This window comes from Nocardioides mangrovicus (genome assembly GCF_003674065.1).
GTDB classification, from domain to species: domain Bacteria; phylum Actinomycetota; class Actinomycetes; order Propionibacteriales; family Nocardioidaceae; genus Marmoricola; species Marmoricola mangrovicus.
Genome location: NZ_RDBE01000010.1, coordinates 810,120 through 828,399 on the forward strand (window position 1 = coordinate 810,120; position 18,280 = coordinate 828,399).

The window sequence follows — 18,280 nt, forward strand, 5'->3', positions numbered from 1 at the left end:
GGCTCAGGCCTCCGTGCTGGACGAGGTGCTGGTGGTGGGTGTGATGAGTAGGCTCCCGGACGGGTGGACCTCCGCCTGGTGCCCGGGCAGCACGACGGTGGTGGAGTCCATCTCGGTGATGACCGCCGGGCCCGGCACGAGGTCGCCGGCCCGCAGCGAGTCGCGCTCGTAGGTCAGCGCACTCACCCGCTGGCCCGCGACGTACATCTCGTGCGGGCGGCCCGGCGGCAGCCCGTCGGTGGGCTCCAGCTTCACCGCCGCGACCTCGGGACGAGGGCCGGTGACGGTGGCGCGGGCGTTGACCAGCTCGTGGTCGACCGAGAGGAGGAAGGAGAACAGTCGCTCGTGCTCGGCGTCGAAGGCGCCGCCCAGCCGCTCGAGCGCCGTCGTGGCGTCCTCGAGCCAGGCCGCGTCGATCGTGATCGGGATCTCGAAACCCTGCCCGTGGTAGCGCACGTCGACCTGGTAGCCGACGTTCTGCTCCTCCGCCGATACGCCCTGCTCGCCCAGCCGGGCGCCCGCGTCGCCGGCCAGCTCGCGCAGCAGGTCGACGAGCTCGTCGCCGCTGAGGTCGCCGAACGGGCGCAGCACGGTCCGGGCCGCCTCGTCGCGCAGGCTCGTGGTGGCGTCGCCCAACGCGCACAGCACGCCGGGCGAGGGCGGGATGATGACCGGCCAGGCCCCGGTGAGCACGCCGAGGGCGTTGGCGTGCAGCGGTCCGGCGCCGCCGAAGGCCACCAGCGCGAAGTCGCGCGGGTCGAAGCCCTGCTGCACCGAGACCAGCCGCAGCCCGCCGAGCATGTTCTCGTTGACGATGTCGACGATGCCGGCAGCGGCCGCCTCCACGGACCCCAGGCCCATCGACTCGGCCACCGAGCCCACCGCGCTGCGGGCCGCCTCGACGTCGAGGGTGATCTCGCCGCCGGCCAGGTCGGCCGGCAGGTAGCCGAGCACCACGTTGGCGTCGGTGACGGTCGGCTCCGTGCCGCCCTTGCCGTACGCCGCGGGGCCGGGGTCGGCACCCGAGGACTGGGGTCCCACCCGCAGCGCCTTGGTCAGCTCGGGCACGTGGGCGATCGAGCCGCCGCCCGCGCCGACGGTGCGGACGTCGACCGAGGAGGCCCGCACGGTCAGGTCGCCGACGTTGGTCTCGCGGCCGATGCGGGGCGAGAGGCCCTGCACCAGGGCGACGTCGGTGGAGGTGCCGCCCATGTCGAAGGTGATGAGGTCGGAGTAGCCGCACTGCTCGGCGGTCCACACCGCGCCGGTCACCCCGCCGGCCGGGCCGGAGAGCAGCATGGTGACGGGGGCCTGGCTGGCCAGCGCGGCGGCCGAGAGCCCGCCGTCGCTGCGCAGGATGGAGAGCTCGCCGCTCACCCCTCCCTCGCGCAGCTGCTCGCCGAGGTTCGAGACGTAGCGGCGCACCTGGGGCTGCACGTAGCCGTTGGCAACCGTGGTGACCGAGCGCTCGTACTCGCGCATCTCCGGCAGCACGTCGGAGGACACCGAGACGACGACGCCGGGCAGCACCTCCGCGGCGATCGCGGCGACCCGCTTCTCGTGGTCGGGGTTGGCGAAGGAGTTGATGAGCGAGACGGCCAGGGCCTCGACGCCCTCGAGCCGGGCCAGCTGGGTGCGGACGTCGTCCTCGTCGAGCTCGCGGATCACCGTCCCGTCGCTGCCCAGCCGGCCGCGCACCTCGACGGTGTCCTCGAGCGCGGCCAGCGGCTCGGGCTTGGGCCAGATGATCCAACCGGCCAGCCCGCCCGGCACGTAGGACCGGGCGATCTGCAGCACCTGTCGGAAGCCCTCGGTGGTGACCAGCCCGACCCGGGCCCCCTTGCCCTCCAAGATGGCGTTGGTGGCCACGGTGGTCCCGTGCAGGACCTGCGCCACCTCAGCCAGCGAGATGCCGGCCGCCTCGCAGACCTGGTGGATGCCGTTGAGCACCCCGACCGACTGGTCCGCGGGGGTGGAGGCGGTCTTGGCCCGCCAGGTCGCGCCGCTGCCCTCCTCCACCAGCAGCACGTCGGTGAACGTGCCGCCGACGTCGACGCCGAGTCGATAGCTCATCGGGACTCCTCCTGCTGATCGGTGGCGGCGCGGACCATGACGGACCGCGCGTTGTGGATGTGAGAAGTCATGACCGCCCGGGCCCAGGTGCTGTCGCGGGCCCGCAGCGCGTCGACGATCTCGACGTGGTGGGCCAGGCTGCGCCGCAGCGTCGGCTCGTCGTAGGTGGAGAAGTTGCGACGCTGCAGCGGTGTGCGCAGCGCCGTGGCGAGGGCGGCGGCCAGGGCGGGCTGGTCGGCGATGCGCACCAGGTGGTCGTGGAAAGCGCGGTTGAGCGGCACCAGCGCGTCCAGGTCCTGGTCGGGGCCGGGCAGTCCCACCGCCAGCATCTGCTCGGCCAGCTCGCTCAGCACGAGGATGTCCTCCTCCTGGGCCGCCAGCGCCGCAGCCCCGGTCAGCCGGGGCTCCAACGCGGAGCGCAGCTCGAACACCGACTCGATCTCGGCTACCGACCAGCTGGCCACCCGCGCCCCGCGGTTGGGCACCTGCTCGACCAGGCCCTCGGCGTCCAGGCGTCCCAGCGCCTCACGCACCGGCGTCCGGCTGACGCCCAGCGAGCGGGCCAGCTCGGTCTCCGCCAGCCGCGAGCCCGAGGTCAGCCGGCCGTCGAGGATCATGTCGCGCACCAGTGCGGCTACTCGCTCCGCGGATGTCGCGCTGGTCGTCACTGGTCCTCCCGGGCCTAGGATTGTGTGCAATCTAGGGGCGGCGACCCCGTGGGACAAGGGTCACGCGGCGATGCTGCTCGATGTTGCATGCACGACACCTGCGCGACATACGGAAGGAGCCCCTCATGGGCGACCTCTTGACCGGTCCGGCCAGCCCACGCCGACAGCTGCGCCAGCTGCTGGCCGCTCCCGGACCCACCATCGCTCCGGGCGCCTACGACGCCTTGTCGGCCCGCCTGGTGGAGCAGGCCGGCTTCGAGGTGGTCTACATGACCGGCTTCGGGACGACGGCCTCGCTGCTGGGCCGGCCCGACGTGGGCCTCCTGGGCGGTGCCGAGATGGCCGACCACGCCCGGCGCCTCGTCGACGCCGTCGAGCGGCCGGTGATCGCCGACGCCGACACCGGTTACGGCAACGCGATCAACGTCGTCCGCACGGTGCGCTCCTACGAACAGGCCGGTGTCGCCGGGCTGCACCTGGAGGACCAGGTGATGCCCAAGAAGTGCGGGCACATGAGCGGCAAGGCCGTCATCGAGACGGCCGAGATGGTCGGCAAGATCCGCGCGGCCGCCGACGCCCGGCGCGACGAGGACCTGGTGCTCATCGCTCGCACCGACGCGGCGGCCGTCCACGGCCTCGAGGCGGCCATCGAGCGGGCCCACGCCTACGCGGCCGCCGGCGCCGACGTGCTGTTCGTGGAGGCGCCCACCAGTGCCGAGGACATCGCCACCGTGGCCCGCGAGCTCGCCGGCGTCGCGCCGCTGGTGTTCAACTGGGCCGAGGGCGGGCGCACCCCGCCCCTCTCCCTGGAGGAGATCGCCGAGCTGGGCTTCGCGCTCGTGCTCTACCCGATCGCCACCCTGCTCGCGGCGACCACCGCGGTCCAAGACGTCCTGGCCACCATCGCGCGCGACGGCGGCCCGCAGGCGGCCATGGACCGGCTGCCCACCTTCGACGGCTTCACCGACCTGATCGGGTTGCCGGAGGTGCAGCAGCTGGAGCAGCGCTACGCACCCCGGACGGACGCCTGAACCGGCGCCTGACGCGACGAGGGCCCCTGCCCCGGATCATCCGGGAGCAGGGGCCTCGATCGTGGTGCGCGAGGGGGGAGTTGAACCCCCACGCCCTTTCGGGCACACGGACCTGAACCGTGCGCGTCTGCCTATTCCGCCACTCGCGCCAGAAGCGACCGACAGGCTAACAGTCGCCGTGTCGACGCCCCAAACCAGCATCCCCGGCACGACCGGGGCAGTTGGCTACGATCATCACTGCCGTGGCAAGGTCGGGGGTTCTGGTCCAGCCGCGACCTGGGCCCAGGCCCCGAGTCCACCACCCCCGAGACGCACCGCGAGGAGGTTCCGATGGGCGGGCTGCGTCGCTTTGAGGACCGCCTCGAGCAGCTCATCTCCGGAGTCTTCGCCAGGACCTTCCGCAGCGCCGTGCAGCCGGTCGAGATCTCCTCCGCGCTCGCGCGCGAGGTCGACAACTCCGCCCAGATCCTCAGCCGCGACCGACGGCTGGTGCCCAACACCTTCCACGTCGAGCTCGCCCGCACCGACCTGGACCGCCTCGAGCAGCTGGGTCCGGCGCTGACCAGCGAGCTCACCGGGCTGCTGCGCGACCACGCCGCCAACCAGTCCTACGTCTTCACCGGCCCGGTGCAGGTGCAGCTGGAGGCGGCCGAGGACCTCACCACCGGCCGGTTCCGGGTCCGCAGCCAGGCGCTGAGCCAGGTCAGCTCGCCCGCCGGCGACCCGACGGCCACGCAGGTCAACCGGGCCGCGGCGACGCTGGAGGTCAACGGGCGTCGCCACCCGCTGCTGCCGCCGGGCATCGTCATCGGCCGCGGCAACGACGCCGACCTGCGCATCACCGACCCCGGTGTCTCGCGCCGCCACGCCGAGCTGCGGGTGGAGGACGATGCCGACGGGGTGCGGATCAGCGTGCACGACCTCGGGTCGACCAACGGCATCTCGGTCAACGGCAAGAAGACCGAGTCGGCGCGACTGGCCGACGGCGCCCAGCTGCGCATCGGCAACACGACCATGACCCTGCATCTGGTGGGTGGCGCCGGTGTCTGAGCTGACTCTGCTGCTGATCCGCTTCGCCTACCTGGCGGTGCTGTGGATCTTCGTGCTATCGGCGGTCTCGGTGATCCGCTCGGACATCTTCGGCGCCCGCGCCGCCCGCCAGGAGGCCGAGCGCGGCACCGCGCGCCGCCCGCGCGGGCGGGCCGCGAAGAAGGCCAAGCCCCGACGCGGCGACCCCACCAACGTCACCATCGTCGAGGGTGGCCAGAGCGGCGAGGTGGTCTCGCTGGCCCAGGCGCCGCTGCTCATCGGGCGCGGCAGCGACGCCGCCATCCGGCTCGAGGACGACTACGTCTCGACCCGGCACGCCCGCATCGCCAGCAACGACGACCAGTGGTACGTCGAGGACCTCGGCTCCACCAACGGCACCTACGTCGGCAGCACCCGGATCACCCAGCCCACCACGCTCACGCTCGGCAGCCAGGTCCGCATCGGCAAGACCGTGCTGGAGCTGCGCAAGTGACCTCCGATCACCCCTCGCAGACCCCGCCCGACGCCCCGCAGGCGCCCGCCACGGTGCTGAGGCTGCGCTACACCGCCGTCTCCGACGTCGGTCGCGTGCGCAAGGACAACCAGGACTCCGGCTACGCCGGGCCGCACCTGCTCGCGGTGGCCGACGGCGTGGGCGGCTCGGCGCGCGGCGACGTCGCCAGCTCGGCCGCGATCGCCGAGCTCAAGGCACTCGACGTCGAGCCCCCACAGGGGCCCGACGACGCCGACCTCACCCGGACCGTCGCCGCCACCATCGACGCCGCCCACCGCCGCATCGGTGACCTCACCGAGCAGTACCCCGAGCTCGAGACCACGAGCACCACGGTCACCCTCGCGGTCTTCGACGGTGCCCGGCTGGCGATCGGCCACGTCGGCGACTCCCGCGGCTACCTGCTGCGCGACGGAGAGATCACCCGGCTGACCACCGACCACACCTTCGTCCAGAGCCTCATCGACGAGGGCCGCATCACCGAGGAGGAGTCGCGCGTGCACCCGCACCGCAACCTCATCCTGCGCGCGGTCGACGGGGTGCACGAGAGCGAGCCCGACCTGTTCTTCGTCGACGTCCGCGCCGGCGACCGGATCATGCTGTGCAGCGACGGCGCCAGCGGCGCCCTCGACGACGCCGCGCTGGCCCTCGTGCTGGGGCAGGGCACGGTGGAGAAGGCGGCACAGGACCTGGTCCGCGAGTCGCTGGAGGCCGGCAGCACCGACAACGTCACCGTCGTGGCCGCCGACGTCATCGACACCGCCGCGGAGGACCCCGACGAGACCCAGGCCATCGCGGTCGGCCCGGTCGTCGTCGGCGCCGCCGCCGAGCGCCGCAAGGGCCTCTCGCGCCGGCGCCCGCGCAAGGCCGACACCGGCGAGCTGGAGGCCGTGCCCGCCGCCGCGGACGGCGGCCCGGCCCCGCACGGCATCGTCACCGATCCCGAGACCATCCGCTACGCGCCCCGGGCGCCGCACCGGTTCGCCTGGCTGGGCCGGCTCGTGGTGATCCTGATCGTCGTCGCGGTGCTCTACGTGGCCGCAACGGCGGCGTACCGGTGGAGCCAGAAGCAGTACTTCATCAAGCCGGCCGCGGGCTACGTCGCCATCTACCAGGGCGTGCCCGCCGACCTGCCGGTCGTCTCGCTGCACCACGTCCTCCAGCGCAGCGACACCCTCGTCGCCGACCTGCCCTCCTACTACCGGGGCCAGGTGCGCAACGGGATGAGCGCCGACAGCCTGGCCGACGCCCGCGCCCTGCTGCGCCGGCTGGAGGGACAGGCCGACTGCTCCAGCGCCGCCACGACGACGCCCAGCGCCACGCCCACCCCCACGGCCACGCCGACCCCCGGTGCCGCGACCGGCCCGAGCACCAGCCCGGCCACCAGCCCGAGCGTCAGCCCCACCACCAGCCCGACGACCCCCGCCTGCTGATGTCGGAATCAGCCTTCATGGGGTTCGTCCACCGCCGCCGGCGGGGGGCGGAGCTGTTCCTGCTCGTGCTCTCGCTGGTGGTCGGCGTGGGCGCGTACGCCTGCGTGGGCATCGGCACCGAGGGGAAGGTGCCCACCGACATCATCCGCTACGGCGGCTGGCTGACCCTGCTGATCGTCGCCTGCCACGTGACCATCCGCCTCACCGCGCCGTACGCCGACCCGGTGCTGCTGCCGGTGGTCTCCGCCCTCAACGGGCTCGGCCTGGCGATGATCCACCGCATCGACCACGCCCGGAACACCGACTACGCCAGCTCCCAGCTGCTGTGGATGACGCTGGGGGTGGTGCTGTTCATCGGCGTGCTCTGGCTGTTGCGCGACCACCGGCGGCTGCAGGCCTACACCTACACCAGCGGCCTGGCCGCGATCGTGCTGCTGCTGCTGCCGCTGGTGCCCGGCGTGGGCCGCGAGGTGCTCGGCGCGCGGATCTGGATCCAGGTCGGGGGCCTGAGCTTCCAGCCCGGCGAAGTGGCCAAGCTGCTGCTCGTGGTCGCCTTCGCGGGCTACCTCGTGGTGCACCGTGACGCGCTCGCCCTGGCCGGGCGCCACGTGCTGTTCGTGGACCTCCCCCGCGGCCGCGACCTCGGCCCGATCCTGGTGATGTGGCTGATCAGCCTCGGCGTCTTGGTGTTCCAGAACGACCTGGGCTCCTCACTGCTGTTCTTCGGCCTCTTCCTGGTGATGCTCTACGTCGCCACCGAGCGGCCCGGGTGGTTGGTGGTCGGCACGGCCATGTTCATCGGCGGCGCCTACGCCGGCTACCTCGCCGTCGCCCACGTCCGGGTGCGCGTGGAGGGCTGGCTCGACCCGTTCGGCCACGCCTCGGCGGCCTTCCAGCTCATCCAGGGCATGTACGGCATGGCCTGGGGCGGCCTCGTCGGGCGCGGGCTCGGTGAGGGCAGCCCCTACCTGACCCCGTTGTCGTGGTCGGACTTCATCCTGCCCTCGTTCGGCGAGGAGCTCGGGCTGACCGGCGTGATGGCGATCATCTTGCTCTACGCCCTCATCGTGGAGCGGGCGCTGCGCACCGCCCTGGTCTGCCGCGACGCCTTCGGCAAGCTGCTCGCCGTCGGGCTCGGCGTGGTGTTCGCGCTGCAGGTCTTCGTCGTCATCGGCGGCGTCACCCGGCTCATCCCGCTGACCGGCCTGACCACGCCGTTCCTCTCGGCCGGCGGCTCCTCGCTGGTGGCCAACTGGGCGATCATCGCGCTGCTCCTGCGCGTCTCCGACCACGCCCGCCGGCCACCACCGGAGATGCTCGCCGCCGAGAGTGACGACGCCGACGCGACCCAAGTGGTGAGCCTGCGATGAACAAGCCGATCCGCAACCTCTCGGTCTTCTGCATGGTGCTGTTCCTCCTGCTGCTGGCCAACGCCACCTTCCTGCAGTACTGGCAGGCCGACACGCTCTCCTCGCTCTCGGCCCACCCCGACAACCGACGGATCCGCGACCTGCAGTTCTCCCGCGAGCGCGGCGCGATCCTGGTCGACGGCAAGGCCATCGCGCAGAGCGTGAAGTCCAAGGACCGCTACGACTACCAGCGCGAGTACCCGCAGGGTCGCGAGTACGCCCAGATCACCGGCTACTTCTCCCGCGACTACGGCGAGGGCGGCATCGAGGCCACGCAGGACGCCATCCTCTCCGGCAGCGACTCGCGGCTGTTCGTGCGCCGCGTCATCGACCTGGTCGGCAACGCCGAGACCCGCGGGGGCAACGTCAGCCTGACCATCAACGCCAAGGCCCAGGACGCCGCCTACAACGGGCTGCGCAAGCTCGGCAACAACGTGCAGGGCGCGGTGGTGGCCATCGAGCCGTCCACCGGGAAGATCCTGGCGATGGTCTCCAACCCCGGCTACGACCCCAACGTCTTGGCCTCCCACGACTTCGCCGCCGCCGGGAAGGCCAAGGAGAAGCTGCAGCAGGCCAAGCTCCAGCCGATGCTCAACCGGGCCATCGGGCTGCGGCTGCCGCCGGGGTCGACGTTCAAGGTCGTCACCACCTCCGCTGCCCTGAAGGCCGGGCGGACGCCGAGCTCGAAGGTGCCGGGCGGACGGAGCCTGGACCTGCCGCTGACCACCAAGAACCTGCAGAACGAGAACGGTGAGTCCTGCGGCGGCGACAAGATCACCCTCACCCGGGCGCTCGAGGTCTCCTGCAACGTCGCCTACGGCTGGCTGGGCCTGAAGCTGGGCCAGGACAAGCTGCGCGACGAGGCCGAGGACTACGGTTTCAACAAGCGCTGGTTCACCGACCTCGACGACGACACCAACCGCCAGGCCACCAGCGTCTTCCCCAGCGACCTGGACAAGCCGCAGACCGCGCTCTCGGCGATCGGCCAGTTCGACGTCGCCGCCACACCGCTGCAGATGGCCACGGTCGTGGCCGGGGTCGCTAACCACGGCACCGTGATGAAGCCCTACCTCGTCGACGAGGTGCAGTCCCCCGACCTCGAGCCGCTGGACAAGACCGAGCCGCAGACGCTGACGAAGGACGCGATCAGCCCGGCCGACGCTGCCGAGCTCACCGACATGATGGTCGACGTCGTCGACAAGGGCACCGGCACCACCGCCCAGATCCCCGGGATGAAGGTGGCCGGCAAGACCGGCACCGCGCAGAGTGCACCGAACCGGCCGCCCTACGCCTGGTTCGTCTCCTTCGCCCCGGCCGACGACCCGAAGGTCGCCGTCGCCGTGCTCGTGCAAGACGCCGGCGTCGACCGCGACGAGATCTCCGGCAGCGGCCTGGCCGCGCCGATCGCGAAGGCGGTCATGGAGGCGGTGGCGGGTCAGTGACGACGAGTGGGAGCCAGGAGGCGGGCCGATACGTCCGCCAGGAGCGCATCGCCGTCGGCGGCATGGGCGAGGTCTGGCGTGCCCGCGACACCGTGCTGGGGCGCGAGGTGGCGGTCAAGCTGCTCAAGCCCGAGCTCGCGCAGGACCCGACCTTCCGCGAGCGCTTCGCCGCCGAGGCCCGCAACGCCGCCTCGCTGCACCACCCGACCATCGCCTCGGTCTTCGACTTCGGCGAGGAGCAGACCGCCGAGGGACCACGGCCGTTCCTGGTGATGGAGCTGGTCCGGGGCCGCCCGCTCTCCGACCTCCTGCAGGCCGGCCGCGCGATGCCCCCCGACCGGGCGCGCGAGCTGGTGGCGCAGGTGGCCGACGCGCTGGCCCAGGCGCACGCGATCGGCATGGTGCACCGCGACGTGAAGCCGGCCAACGTCCTGGTGCTGCCCGACGGCCGGGTCAAGGTGACCGACTTCGGCATCGCCCGCGCCGCCGACGCCGTGGGGCTGACCGGCACCGGAGAGATGATCGGCACCCCGCACTACATCTCGCCCGAGCAGGCCCGCGGCGAGAGCGCCACCCCGGCCAGCGACGTCTACTCCCTCGGCGTGGTGCTCTACGAGCTGCTCTCGGGGCGGCGTCCGTTCGTGGCCGATACCCCGGTCGCCACGGCGCTCGCCCACATCCGCACGGCCGTGCCCGAGCTGCCGGCCGGCGTGCCCGCCGACCTCCGCGAGATCGTCCGCCGCTCGCTGGCCAAGGAGCCCGCCCAGCGCTACCGCGACGCCGCGGTGCTCGGGCAGGCGCTGCAGGGCAACACGGTCCCGCCTCCCCCTGCCGACGCCCCCACCCAGGCCGCCGTACCGGTGGCCGCCCCGGCGGTCGACGACGGCCACACCCGGGTGCTCCCCGCCGTGCCGCCGGCCGAGCCGGTGCGCCCGGTCGCCGCCGATGCGGAGCCGGACCGAGGTTCGCGAGCTGCGGGGGCGAGCATGTGGTGGATCCTGGCGGCGGTGGCGGTGATCGCCGTCGTGGTCGTGGTGGTCCTCCTTCTCAACCGCAGCGGCGGCACCGACGACGACCAGCCCGCCACGCCCACCGACTCCACCAGCACCTCCCCCTCGACGACGCCGTCGAGGTCACCGAGCCGCACCCCCAGCCGGACGCCGTCGCGGACACCGAGCCAGCGCCCGACCCGCACTCCGAGCAGCACCCCCACCCCGAGCCAGACCTCGAGCCCGACGCCCACCCCGACGCCCACCGCCTCCGCCACGGCGTCACCGACCAGCGGGAGCAGTTGACCAGCCGTGAGCAGCAACGGACACCAAGTCGGCGGACGCTACGAGCTCGGCGAGATGCTGGGCCGGGGCGGCATGGCCGAGGTGCGCAGGGGCCGCGACGTGCGCCTGGGCCGCACCGTCGCGGTGAAGCGGCTGCGGACCGACCTCGCCAGCGACCCGACCTTCCAGGCGCGGTTTCGCCGAGAGGCGCAGTCGGCGGCCTCGCTCAACCATCCCGCGATCGTCTCGGTCTACGACACCGGCGAGGAGATGTCGGGCGACGGCACCGACGTCGCGCAGCCCTACATCGTCATGGAGTACGTCGCCGGCCGCACGCTGCGCGACATCCTGCGCGAGGGTCGCAAGATCCTGCCCGAGCGGGCCATGGAGATCACCTCCGGCGTGCTGGGTGCGCTCGACTACAGCCACCGCGCCGGCATCATCCACCGCGACATCAAGCCCGGCAACGTCATGCTCACCCCCACCGGCGACGTCAAGGTGATGGACTTCGGCATCGCCCGGGCGATGGCCGACGCGCACAACACGATGACCCAGACCGCGGCCGTCGTCGGCACCGCGCAGTACCTCTCCCCCGAGCAGGCGCGCGGCGAGGCGGTCGACTCCCGCAGCGACGTCTACTCCACCGGCTGCCTGCTCTACGAGCTGCTGACCGGCCGGCCGCCTTTCGTCGGCGAGAGCCCGGTCGCGGTGGCCTACCAGCACGTCCGCGAAGACGCCGCCCCGCCGTCGATGCACGACGTCGAGCTCGACCCGCAGATCGACGCCATCGTGATGAAGGCGCTGGCCAAGCCGCTGGCCCAGCGCTACCAGAGCGCGGCGGCGATGAAGGCCGACATCGACCGCTACCTGGCCGGCCAGCCGGTCGAGGCCCCGGCACCGGCGGTGCCCGTCGAGGCCCCGACGACGGTGACCTCGACCGGCTCGGTGCCGATCACCCCGACGGCCGCCGAGGAGTCACCGGCACGCAAGCGGTGGCCCATGGTGCTGCTCGGACTGCTGCTACTGGCGATCCTCGTCGCCGCCGCTATCTTCGGCCCGCGCCTGCTCAAGCAGGACGACGGTCCGGCGCAGACGGCGGTGCCCTCGCTGGTCGGCCTGACGCAGGCGCAGGCCGAGCTGGCCCTGAAGCAGAACGACCTGAAGCTGGGCGAGGTCACCCAGGCGGCCAGCAAGACCGTGCCCAAGGGATCGGTCATCTCCTCCGATCCCGTTGCCGGCAAGAGTCTGGACGAGGGCTCGACGGTGGCGTTAGTCGTCTCCACCGGCAAGCCGGCCGTCCAGCTGCCCGACGTGGTGGGCCAGAATAAGGACGACGCCCAGAGCCAGCTGCAGCAGCTGGGCCTGGAGGTGACGCTGAAGAACGTCGAGTCCGACGAGCCCGAGGGTCAGGTCACCGCGATGGACCCCGGCGCCGGGACGTCGGTGGCCGACGGCACCAACGTCACGCTGTCGGTCTCCGAAGGCCCCCAGCAGGTGCCCGACGTGGTGGGCAAGACCCAGGCGCAGGCCGAGCGGCTGATCAAGGCGGCGGGCTTCGAGCCCAGCGTCATCGAGAACGCCACCACCGAGGCGACGGCCGGCACCGTCATCCAGCAGAGCCCCAAGGGCGGCACCACGGAGAACCAGGGCTCGACCATCACGATCGTGGTCTCCACCTACCAGCCGCCGAGCACCCCGACGGCCACCCCGACCCCCACCGACACCCCGACCGAGACCCCCACCACCCCGGGCTCGACGCCGACCACTCCGCCGACGCCCTAGCCCACCGACGTCTCGGCCTCAGGCAGCCGGCTTCGCGTAGCGCAGCTCCAAGGTCCCGGTGTAGCCCTTGAGCGCCACCCGGGTGGTCTCGACGTCGTAGCCCAGGCCGTAGGCGTCGGCCACGGTGCGGTAGGAGTCGATGTAGTCGGAGTCGTCGAGGGCGGACAGCAGCGCCGTGGGGTCGCCGACCGCCTTGATGACGTAGGGCGGTGAGTACGGCACGCCGTGGAGGATGACGGTCGGTCCGGCGCACTTGATGCCGGTGGTGGAGATGATCCGCTGGTCCATGATCGAGATGCCGCGAGCCCCGCCCAGCCACAGCGCGTTGACGACGGCCTGCAGGTCCTGTTGGTGCACCACCAAGGTGTCCAGGGCGGGGTGGCCCTTGGCGATGGCCTTGTCGGTCACGTCCTCCGGAGCGTCGGTGAGCGTCACCTCGACGCCGGCGCCGGACATCGGATCGAGTCCGGCGGGTGCCTGCAGCGCCTCGGCCTTGGCCTGGAGCGCCTGGACCTGCTTGCCGGTGACCGCCCGGGAGAGGCTGTCGACCTCGCGGTTCAGCTGGGCGACGCGCTGCTGCGCGGCGTCGGTGTCGCGCCGCTGGCCGAGCACGAGCGTGCCCAGATCGGTGACGCTGTTGGAGCGGAGGTCGCCGCCCTTGGAGTCGATGGAGCTGGTCACGAACAGCGCTCCGGCCGCCACGAACGCCACCACGGCGAGCAGTCGCCACGACGTCAGCGCACGCCGGGCGTGGCGTCGCAGATGGCGGGTCGTCACGGGCGGAACGGTACGCTGCTGTGCCATGTCGAAGGTCAAGGCCAGGCAGCCGCAGTTGCGCGGGATCAGTGGGTATGAGACCTCGCTGGTCCGCTGCGCGATCGTGATCGTGCTGGTCGTGGTGGGGATCGCCTGGATCTTCACCTACACCAAGTTCGGCTACGACCACGCCCATTGGACCAAGTCCTCGGGGCTGAAGGAGCCGAAGAACCCGATCCCGTGGATGTCGGACCTCAAGGACTGGAACTACCTGATCGGCTTCGGGCTGTTCTTCCTCGGACTCATCGTCGCCGCCCACAAGTCGACGCCGTTGGGCCGCGGCCGCGGTGTCGTGGTCGGCATGCTCGGCTGCTTCCTCATCGGGCTGGCCTGGGTCGTCTTCTTCTACTTCGTGGGCGCGGACACGCAGATCCCGCTCTTCGCCGAGCTCGGCCAGAAGAACCTGTTCGTCGGCGTGGCCTTCATGGCCGTGGGCTTCTCCTACGCCACCAAGTGGGAGTAGTTACACCCCTGTAGTTACCCACAGGGTTTTCCACGGATGTGGAGAACTTCCGGTGGCCTGACTCAGAGCTGGCTGGCGCGCAGGACGCTGGCCAGGAGGGCGGCGACCACCACGACGCCGATCGCCGTCCACTGCCACGACTCACGGTTCTTGCGGGGCGCGTAGACCACCGCCGCGGTGAGCACGATGCCGCCCACCAGGCCGCCCAGGTGGCCCTGCCAGGAGATGTTGAGCCCGGCGAAGAAGGTGATGAACAGGTTCAGGCCCAGCCAGAACAGGATCTGCCGCAGGTCGAGGTGCTGCTTGAGCGCGACTACGAGCAGCGCGCCGAGGAGGCCGAAGATCGCCCCGGAGGCGCCGAGCGTCTGGGCGTTGGGGGCGCTGAACCACATCACCGCCGCGCTGCCCACCAGCCCCGAGCCGAGGTAGACGGCTAGGAACCGTGCCCTTCCCAGCACCTGCTCGAGGATCGGTCCCAGGAAGTACAGCGAGAACATGTTGGCGCCCAGGTGCCAGACGGCCTGCTGGGTGAACAGCGAGGTGAACAGCTGCCAGTACGCCCCGTCGGCGACACCGCGGATCAGGTGCCCGTTGCCGAAGGCCGACGCAGGCAGCAGCGCGAGGGCGTCCACCACCCGCCCCGTGCTGGCCGTGGCCACGATGGCCACGAAGACCACCACGTTGATGCCGATCAGCGTCATCGTGGTCTGACCGACCGCCAGCGCCCGGGCCCCGCCGTAGGTGCCCTTGCCCTGCCGGGTCTGCTTGGCGCCCTGCTTGACGCACTCGGGGCACTGGAAGCCCACCGCGGCGTCGTGCATGCAGTCCGGGCAGATCGGCCGGTCGCAACGCTGACACCGGATCCAGGTCTCCCGGTCCGGGTGGCGGTAGCAGACCGGCGGGGCGGCGGGCCCCGCGGTCGGGTCGGGCTGGCTCAGCTGCGGTTCACCCCTCGCGGTCGATCTCGACGGTCTCGATGACCACCGGGTCGGCCGGGACGTCGCGCGCGCCGGTCGGCGTCGAGGCGATGGCGTCGACGACCTGCTGACTGGCGGGGTCGGTGACCTCGCCGAAGATGGTGTGGCGCCGGTTCAGGTGCGGCGTCGGGGCGACGGTGATGAAGAACTGCGAGCCGTTGGTGCCCGGGCCCGCGTTGGCCATCGCCAGCAGGTAGGGGCGGTCGAACTGCAGCTCGGGGTGGAACTCGTCGGCGAACTGGTAGCCCGGACCGCCGGTACCGGTGCCCAGCGGGCAGCCGCCCTGGATCATGAAGCCCTCGATGACCCGGTGGAAGCCCAGGCCGTCGTAGAAGCGCTCACCGCTGCGTCCGGCGTCGTCGTGGTAGTCCTTGGTGCCCTCGGCCAGCCCCACGAAATTGTCCACCGTCTTCGGGGCGTGGTTCTCGAACAGGTCCACGACCACGTCGCCGCGGTTGGTCTTCAGCGTCGCCTTCATGCCTCGATCCTCCCATGAACCCCAAGACGGGCCGCTTCGCCCACCCGGGGGTTTCGCGGGCTGTGGGGTGGGGGCAGGATGGGGACATGTTCCGGAAGAAGAGCCGATTCGACCAGGTCCGCGACACCGTGCAGGACCGAGCCTCCGACCTGATCGACCAGGCCTCCGACGCCTGGAGCGACCACGTGGCCCCCGCGCTCGAGGACGCCCGCAAGCAGGCGGGTCCCGTCATCGCCGACGCGCGCAAGAAGGCCCAGCAGACCGCGGGCCCGGTGCTCGAGGACGCCCAGAAGCGCTTCAAGGACGACGTCGTGCCCGCCGTGACCTCGGCCGTGGCCGACGCGCGCGACAAGGCCCAGGAGAAGGTCGGGCCGTACCTCGACGACGCCCGCGCCGAGGCCGCCCGCCGCGGCGCCGCCACGGCCGCCGCCGTCCGCGGTGAGATCGACCCGCCGAAGAAGAAGCACCGGCTGCGCACCGTCCTGCTCGCCGGCGGCCTGCTCGGGCTGGGCGCGTTCGTGTTCAGCAAGCTGCGCACCAACGACGGTGCCGACCCGTGGCAGTCCTCCTACACCCCGCCGGCACCGCCCTCGCCGCGCCCTGCGCCGAGCGCCGCCGCGGGCGAGAGCACCAACAAGCCCCCGGCCCCCGCGCGGAAGAAGGCGGCGTCGGCCGACGACGCCGCCGGCGCCACCCCGGGCGAGGCGGCCAGCGACGACGCCGCCGAGTCGGGCCCGCACGCGGTCACCACGCCGGACGAGCCGGCCACCGAGACCGACGTCAGCGAGAAGCCGGACCCGAAGCCGTAACGGCCGGCTCGGCCACCTCGGGGTGCGTCGCCTTGACGCGGCGCACCGCCCGTAGCTCCGCCCAGAACGACACGATCGGGATCGTGCCGCACAGCAGCGTCACCACGGTGAACAGCAGCGGCCACTTCGCGCGCAGCGCCAGTGCGAAGGCGATCAGCAGGAACACCATGTAGATGAAGCCGTGGGCGGTGCCGAGGTAGAGGTCGATGTGGTAGCCGACCCGCTGCAGCGGTGAGCCCACCTCGAGCTGGGAGGGCCACAGGTCGGGGAACACGTTGTGCAGGTGCTCCAGGGGCACCCCCACCAGCAGCAGGGTGACGATCGAGATCCCGACGACGGTGGCCAGCACCTGGTAGGCGCGCAGCAGCGGCTTCACGGCCTCGAAGGTAGCCGGGACGGCACAACGTCATACGAGGTGGTCGCCGAAGCGACCACCTCGTATGACGTCACGGGTCATCCCCAGATGACGTCGGCCCACTCCGGGTGGTCGATGAACGGGTTCCGGTTGTGCTGCCAGGTGTCGTAGATCTTCTCGTTGCGCGAGATCTCCAGCGCGCTGGGCGGATCCTCGTCGTTCCACGCCAGCAGCGTGGAGAGCTTGCCGATGTGCGGCGCCGAGCCGTTGCCGGTGAGCTGGTTCACCTCGAGGTCGGGGAACCCGTCGCCGCCGTCCCAGCGCACCGACATGTACAGGATCATCCGGGCCACGTCGCCCTTGTCGGCGTCACGCGGCTCGAACGAGTCGGAGTCGGCGTAGTTGCCGGGGGCATCGGAGATCGCGGAACCGCCCTCGTCGAAGTCGAGGTTCCCGCGCTCGTCGTTGACGTGGACGTCGGCGGCGCGCAGGTGGCCGATGTCGGTGCCGGGACCCGAGGCGGTGCCGAAGTCGCCGTGGCTCTTGGCCCACACGTGCTCGCGGTTCCACTGGCCGAGGCTGCCGCCGTGATCGGACTTCGCGATGCTCGTGCCGGTGTAGAGCTCGATGACGTCGTCGGGGTTGTTCGGGTCCTCGTCGGTGTCCTGGATCGCGTCCCAGACCTCGTCGTAGGTCAGCGTGGTGACGCCGGTGGAGATGATCGTGTGGAGCTTCTTCTCCAGAGCCGAGCCGTTCAGGCCGTCGGTACCGGCGTAGTAGTCGGCCTCGGAGACGGCGACGAAGTGCGGGGCAGCGGGCTCCTGCTGTGCGTTCGTCGGGCTACCGGCCGCGGCCGGTAGCCCGACGACGGCAGTGGTGAGGACGGCGACGACCACACGTGGCACCCGAGATCTCATGGCCGTCAATCTGGTGCAGCCCGAAGGTCGGTGACTAGCTCAGGTTCGTGCAGTTCATCGCTCGGCAACCGCCTCCTCGCGGAGCTCCTCGGGCACCGGCGGGTTGAGCTCGTCGCGCAGCCACCGCACCCAGACGGCCACCGCGAAGCCGCCGAAGACCCACCACTCCACGGCGTAGAACAGGTTGCGCAGACCGGTGCTCCAGCTCACGCCGGGAGTCGACTGCGGTCCCACGGCGGCCAGCGTGGTCCGGGCGGCGGCCGGTTCGTCGCGGGCGATGACATAGCCGCTGTAGAGATCGGTGTCGACCCGGTTGACCAGATCGGGGATCGCCAGCTCGGGCACCACGTCGTCGTGGCGGTCCTCGTCGACCAGACCGTCGCCGTCGCCCGGCTGCAGCCAGCCGGTGACAGCGGCCGCACCCGAGACGCTCGGCGCCTGCGGTCGCGTCGACCAGCCGCGCACCACCGGCATCGCCGAGCGGGTGCCGTCGACCAGGAGGGGAGAGACCACCCAGTAGCCGCTGCGGCCGCCGTGCTCGCGGCCCTTGACGTAGACCGTGCCGCTGCTCAGCCACGACCCCGAGAGACGCACCGGCTGGCCGATGCTCTTGCCCGGGAACGCGCTGTCGCCGCCCATGACGCTGGCCAGCGCCACGGGCCGCGCGTCGGTGAGGTCGCGCGCGGCCTCCGCACGGTGCTCGCGCCAGGCGTGCAGCTGCCACAGCCCCAGCCCGCCGGCGGCGATCACCGCCAGCACCACGGCCACGTGCCCGCCCCAGAACCGCCAGGCGAGCAGCTTGATCACGCCTCC

At 71.8% G+C, this 18,280-nt stretch carries 18 protein-coding genes and 1 tRNA gene; 10 read left to right on the top strand and 9 right to left on the bottom strand.

What is annotated here, in order from left to right; genetic code table 11:
* Positions 1–3 precede the first annotated feature (3 nt).
* Positions 4–2,073: a hydantoinase/oxoprolinase family protein gene (locus tag D9V37_RS18415; RefSeq protein WP_121807570.1), complete on the bottom strand. Its 2,070-nt coding sequence runs from the start codon at positions 2,071–2,073 to the stop codon at positions 4–6.
* The gene (locus D9V37_RS18420; protein WP_121807571.1) at positions 2,070–2,741 is read right to left on the bottom strand and encodes a GntR family transcriptional regulator; all 672 of its coding nucleotides are present in this window, start codon (positions 2,739–2,741) and stop codon (positions 2,070–2,072) included. Before D9V37_RS18420 ends, D9V37_RS18415 begins: the two co-directional genes overlap by 4 nt.
* Positions 2,742–2,866: 125 nt before the next feature.
* Between D9V37_RS18420 and D9V37_RS18425 the strand changes: the two genes are divergently transcribed.
* On the top strand, positions 2,867–3,772 hold the full coding sequence (locus tag D9V37_RS18425; RefSeq protein WP_121807572.1) for an isocitrate lyase/PEP mutase family protein: 906 nt from the start codon (positions 2,867–2,869) through the stop codon (positions 3,770–3,772).
* Between the two features lie 62 nt (positions 3,773–3,834).
* On the opposite strand, the gene D9V37_RS18430 is transcribed toward D9V37_RS18425, so the two are convergent.
* Positions 3,835–3,921, bottom strand: a tRNA-Leu gene (locus tag D9V37_RS18430).
* Between the two features lie 181 nt (positions 3,922–4,102).
* Here D9V37_RS18430 and D9V37_RS18435 point away from each other — a divergent pair.
* Genes D9V37_RS18435 through pknB form a run of 7 tightly spaced genes read left to right on the top strand, consistent with a single transcriptional unit; the run spans position 4,103 to position 12,652 of the window.
* Positions 4,103–4,822 (top strand): FhaA domain-containing protein, encoded by a 720-nt coding sequence (locus D9V37_RS18435; protein ID WP_121807573.1) that lies wholly within the window; start codon positions 4,103–4,105, stop codon positions 4,820–4,822.
* Positions 4,815–5,294: an FHA domain-containing protein FhaB/FipA gene (locus D9V37_RS18440; RefSeq protein WP_121807921.1), complete on the top strand. Its 480-nt coding sequence runs from the start codon at positions 4,815–4,817 to the stop codon at positions 5,292–5,294. The genes D9V37_RS18435 and D9V37_RS18440 overlap by 8 nt, the downstream gene beginning before the upstream one ends.
* Positions 5,291–6,745 (top strand): PP2C family protein-serine/threonine phosphatase, encoded by a 1,455-nt coding sequence (locus D9V37_RS18445; protein WP_232525003.1) that lies wholly within the window; start codon positions 5,291–5,293, stop codon positions 6,743–6,745. The genes D9V37_RS18440 and D9V37_RS18445 overlap by 4 nt, the downstream gene beginning before the upstream one ends.
* 17 nt (positions 6,746–6,762) lie before the next feature.
* A complete protein-coding gene (locus tag D9V37_RS18450; RefSeq protein WP_232525004.1) occupies positions 6,763–8,115 on the top strand; it encodes an FtsW/RodA/SpoVE family cell cycle protein in 1,353 nt (450 codons plus the stop codon).
* Positions 8,112–9,596, top strand: a complete 1,485-nt coding sequence (locus tag D9V37_RS18455; RefSeq protein WP_121807575.1) for a peptidoglycan D,D-transpeptidase FtsI family protein — start codon at positions 8,112–8,114, stop codon at positions 9,594–9,596. The genes D9V37_RS18450 and D9V37_RS18455 overlap by 4 nt, the downstream gene beginning before the upstream one ends.
* The gene (locus D9V37_RS18460; protein ID WP_232525005.1) at positions 9,593–10,891 is read left to right on the top strand and encodes a protein kinase domain-containing protein; all 1,299 of its coding nucleotides are present in this window, start codon (positions 9,593–9,595) and stop codon (positions 10,889–10,891) included. Before D9V37_RS18455 ends, D9V37_RS18460 begins: the two co-directional genes overlap by 4 nt.
* 6 nt (positions 10,892–10,897) lie before the next feature.
* On the top strand, positions 10,898–12,652 hold the full coding sequence (gene pknB / locus D9V37_RS18465) for a Stk1 family PASTA domain-containing Ser/Thr kinase (protein WP_121807576.1): 1,755 nt from the start codon (positions 10,898–10,900) through the stop codon (positions 12,650–12,652).
* Between the two features lie 18 nt (positions 12,653–12,670).
* Here pknB and D9V37_RS18470 read toward each other — a convergent pair whose 3' ends face one another.
* Positions 12,671–13,429, bottom strand: coding sequence for a DUF881 domain-containing protein (locus tag D9V37_RS18470; protein ID WP_158604520.1), 759 nt, complete (start codon positions 13,427–13,429; stop codon positions 12,671–12,673).
* A gap of 25 nt (positions 13,430–13,454) precedes the next feature.
* On the opposite strand from D9V37_RS18470, the gene D9V37_RS18475 reads away from it, so the two are divergent.
* Entirely contained in the window at positions 13,455–13,931 is a 477-nt protein-coding gene (locus D9V37_RS18475; protein ID WP_121807578.1) for a cell division protein CrgA, read from the top strand.
* Between the two features lie 62 nt (positions 13,932–13,993).
* On the opposite strand, the gene D9V37_RS18480 is transcribed toward D9V37_RS18475, so the two are convergent.
* The gene (locus D9V37_RS18480) at positions 13,994–14,752 is read right to left on the bottom strand and encodes a rhomboid family intramembrane serine protease (RefSeq protein WP_121807579.1); all 759 of its coding nucleotides are present in this window, start codon (positions 14,750–14,752) and stop codon (positions 13,994–13,996) included.
* A gap of 124 nt (positions 14,753–14,876) precedes the next feature.
* Positions 14,877–15,386 carry a peptidylprolyl isomerase gene (locus tag D9V37_RS18485; RefSeq protein WP_121807580.1) on the bottom strand — a complete coding sequence of 170 codons (510 nt, stop codon included), beginning with the start codon at positions 15,384–15,386 and terminating at the stop codon, positions 14,877–14,879.
* An 86-nt stretch (positions 15,387–15,472) separates the two neighbouring features.
* Between D9V37_RS18485 and D9V37_RS18490 the strand changes: the two genes are divergently transcribed.
* Positions 15,473–16,195 (top strand): hypothetical protein, encoded by a 723-nt coding sequence (locus D9V37_RS18490; protein ID WP_121807581.1) that lies wholly within the window; start codon positions 15,473–15,475, stop codon positions 16,193–16,195.
* Here D9V37_RS18490 and D9V37_RS18495 read toward each other — a convergent pair.
* The 3 genes from D9V37_RS18495 to D9V37_RS18505 all read right to left on the bottom strand — a co-directional run bounded on the left by D9V37_RS18495 (position 16,167) and on the right by D9V37_RS18505 (position 18,274).
* Entirely contained in the window at positions 16,167–16,571 is a 405-nt protein-coding gene (locus D9V37_RS18495; RefSeq protein WP_121807582.1) for a DUF3817 domain-containing protein, read from the bottom strand. The genes D9V37_RS18490 and D9V37_RS18495 overlap by 29 nt on opposite strands.
* 77 nt (positions 16,572–16,648) lie before the next feature.
* Positions 16,649–17,467, bottom strand: coding sequence for an endonuclease I family protein (locus D9V37_RS18500; RefSeq protein WP_121807583.1), 819 nt, complete (start codon positions 17,465–17,467; stop codon positions 16,649–16,651).
* A 54-nt stretch (positions 17,468–17,521) separates the two neighbouring features.
* A complete protein-coding gene (locus D9V37_RS18505; protein ID WP_121807584.1) occupies positions 17,522–18,274 on the bottom strand; it encodes an SURF1 family protein in 753 nt (250 codons plus the stop codon).
* Between the last annotated feature and the right edge of the window lie 6 nt (positions 18,275–18,280).

Excerpts from the sequence above, each read along its gene's own strand:
- D9V37_RS18455 (WP_121807575.1), top strand. The coding sequence starts at position 8,112 with ATGAACAAGCCGATCCGCAACCTCTCGGTCTTCTGCATGGTGCTGTTC.
- D9V37_RS18450 (WP_232525004.1), top strand. The coding sequence starts at position 6,763 with ATGGGGTTCGTCCACCGCCGCCGGCGGGGGGCGGAGCTGTTCCTGCTC.
- D9V37_RS18485 (WP_121807580.1), bottom strand. The coding sequence starts at position 15,386 with ATGAAGGCGACGCTGAAGACCAACCGCGGCGACGTGGTCGTGGACCTG.
- D9V37_RS18500 (WP_121807583.1), bottom strand. The coding sequence starts at position 17,467 with ATGAGATCTCGGGTGCCACGTGTGGTCGTCGCCGTCCTCACCACTGCC.
- D9V37_RS18435 (WP_121807573.1), top strand. The coding sequence starts at position 4,103 with ATGGGCGGGCTGCGTCGCTTTGAGGACCGCCTCGAGCAGCTCATCTCC.
- D9V37_RS18415 (WP_121807570.1), bottom strand. The coding sequence starts at position 2,073 with ATGAGCTATCGACTCGGCGTCGACGTCGGCGGCACGTTCACCGACGTG.
- D9V37_RS18475 (WP_121807578.1), top strand. The coding sequence starts at position 13,455 with ATGTCGAAGGTCAAGGCCAGGCAGCCGCAGTTGCGCGGGATCAGTGGG.
- D9V37_RS18480 (WP_121807579.1), bottom strand. The coding sequence starts at position 14,752 with ATGCACGACGCCGCGGTGGGCTTCCAGTGCCCCGAGTGCGTCAAGCAG.
- D9V37_RS18425 (WP_121807572.1), top strand. The coding sequence starts at position 2,867 with ATGGGCGACCTCTTGACCGGTCCGGCCAGCCCACGCCGACAGCTGCGC.
- D9V37_RS18490 (WP_121807581.1), top strand. The coding sequence starts at position 15,473 with ATGTTCCGGAAGAAGAGCCGATTCGACCAGGTCCGCGACACCGTGCAG.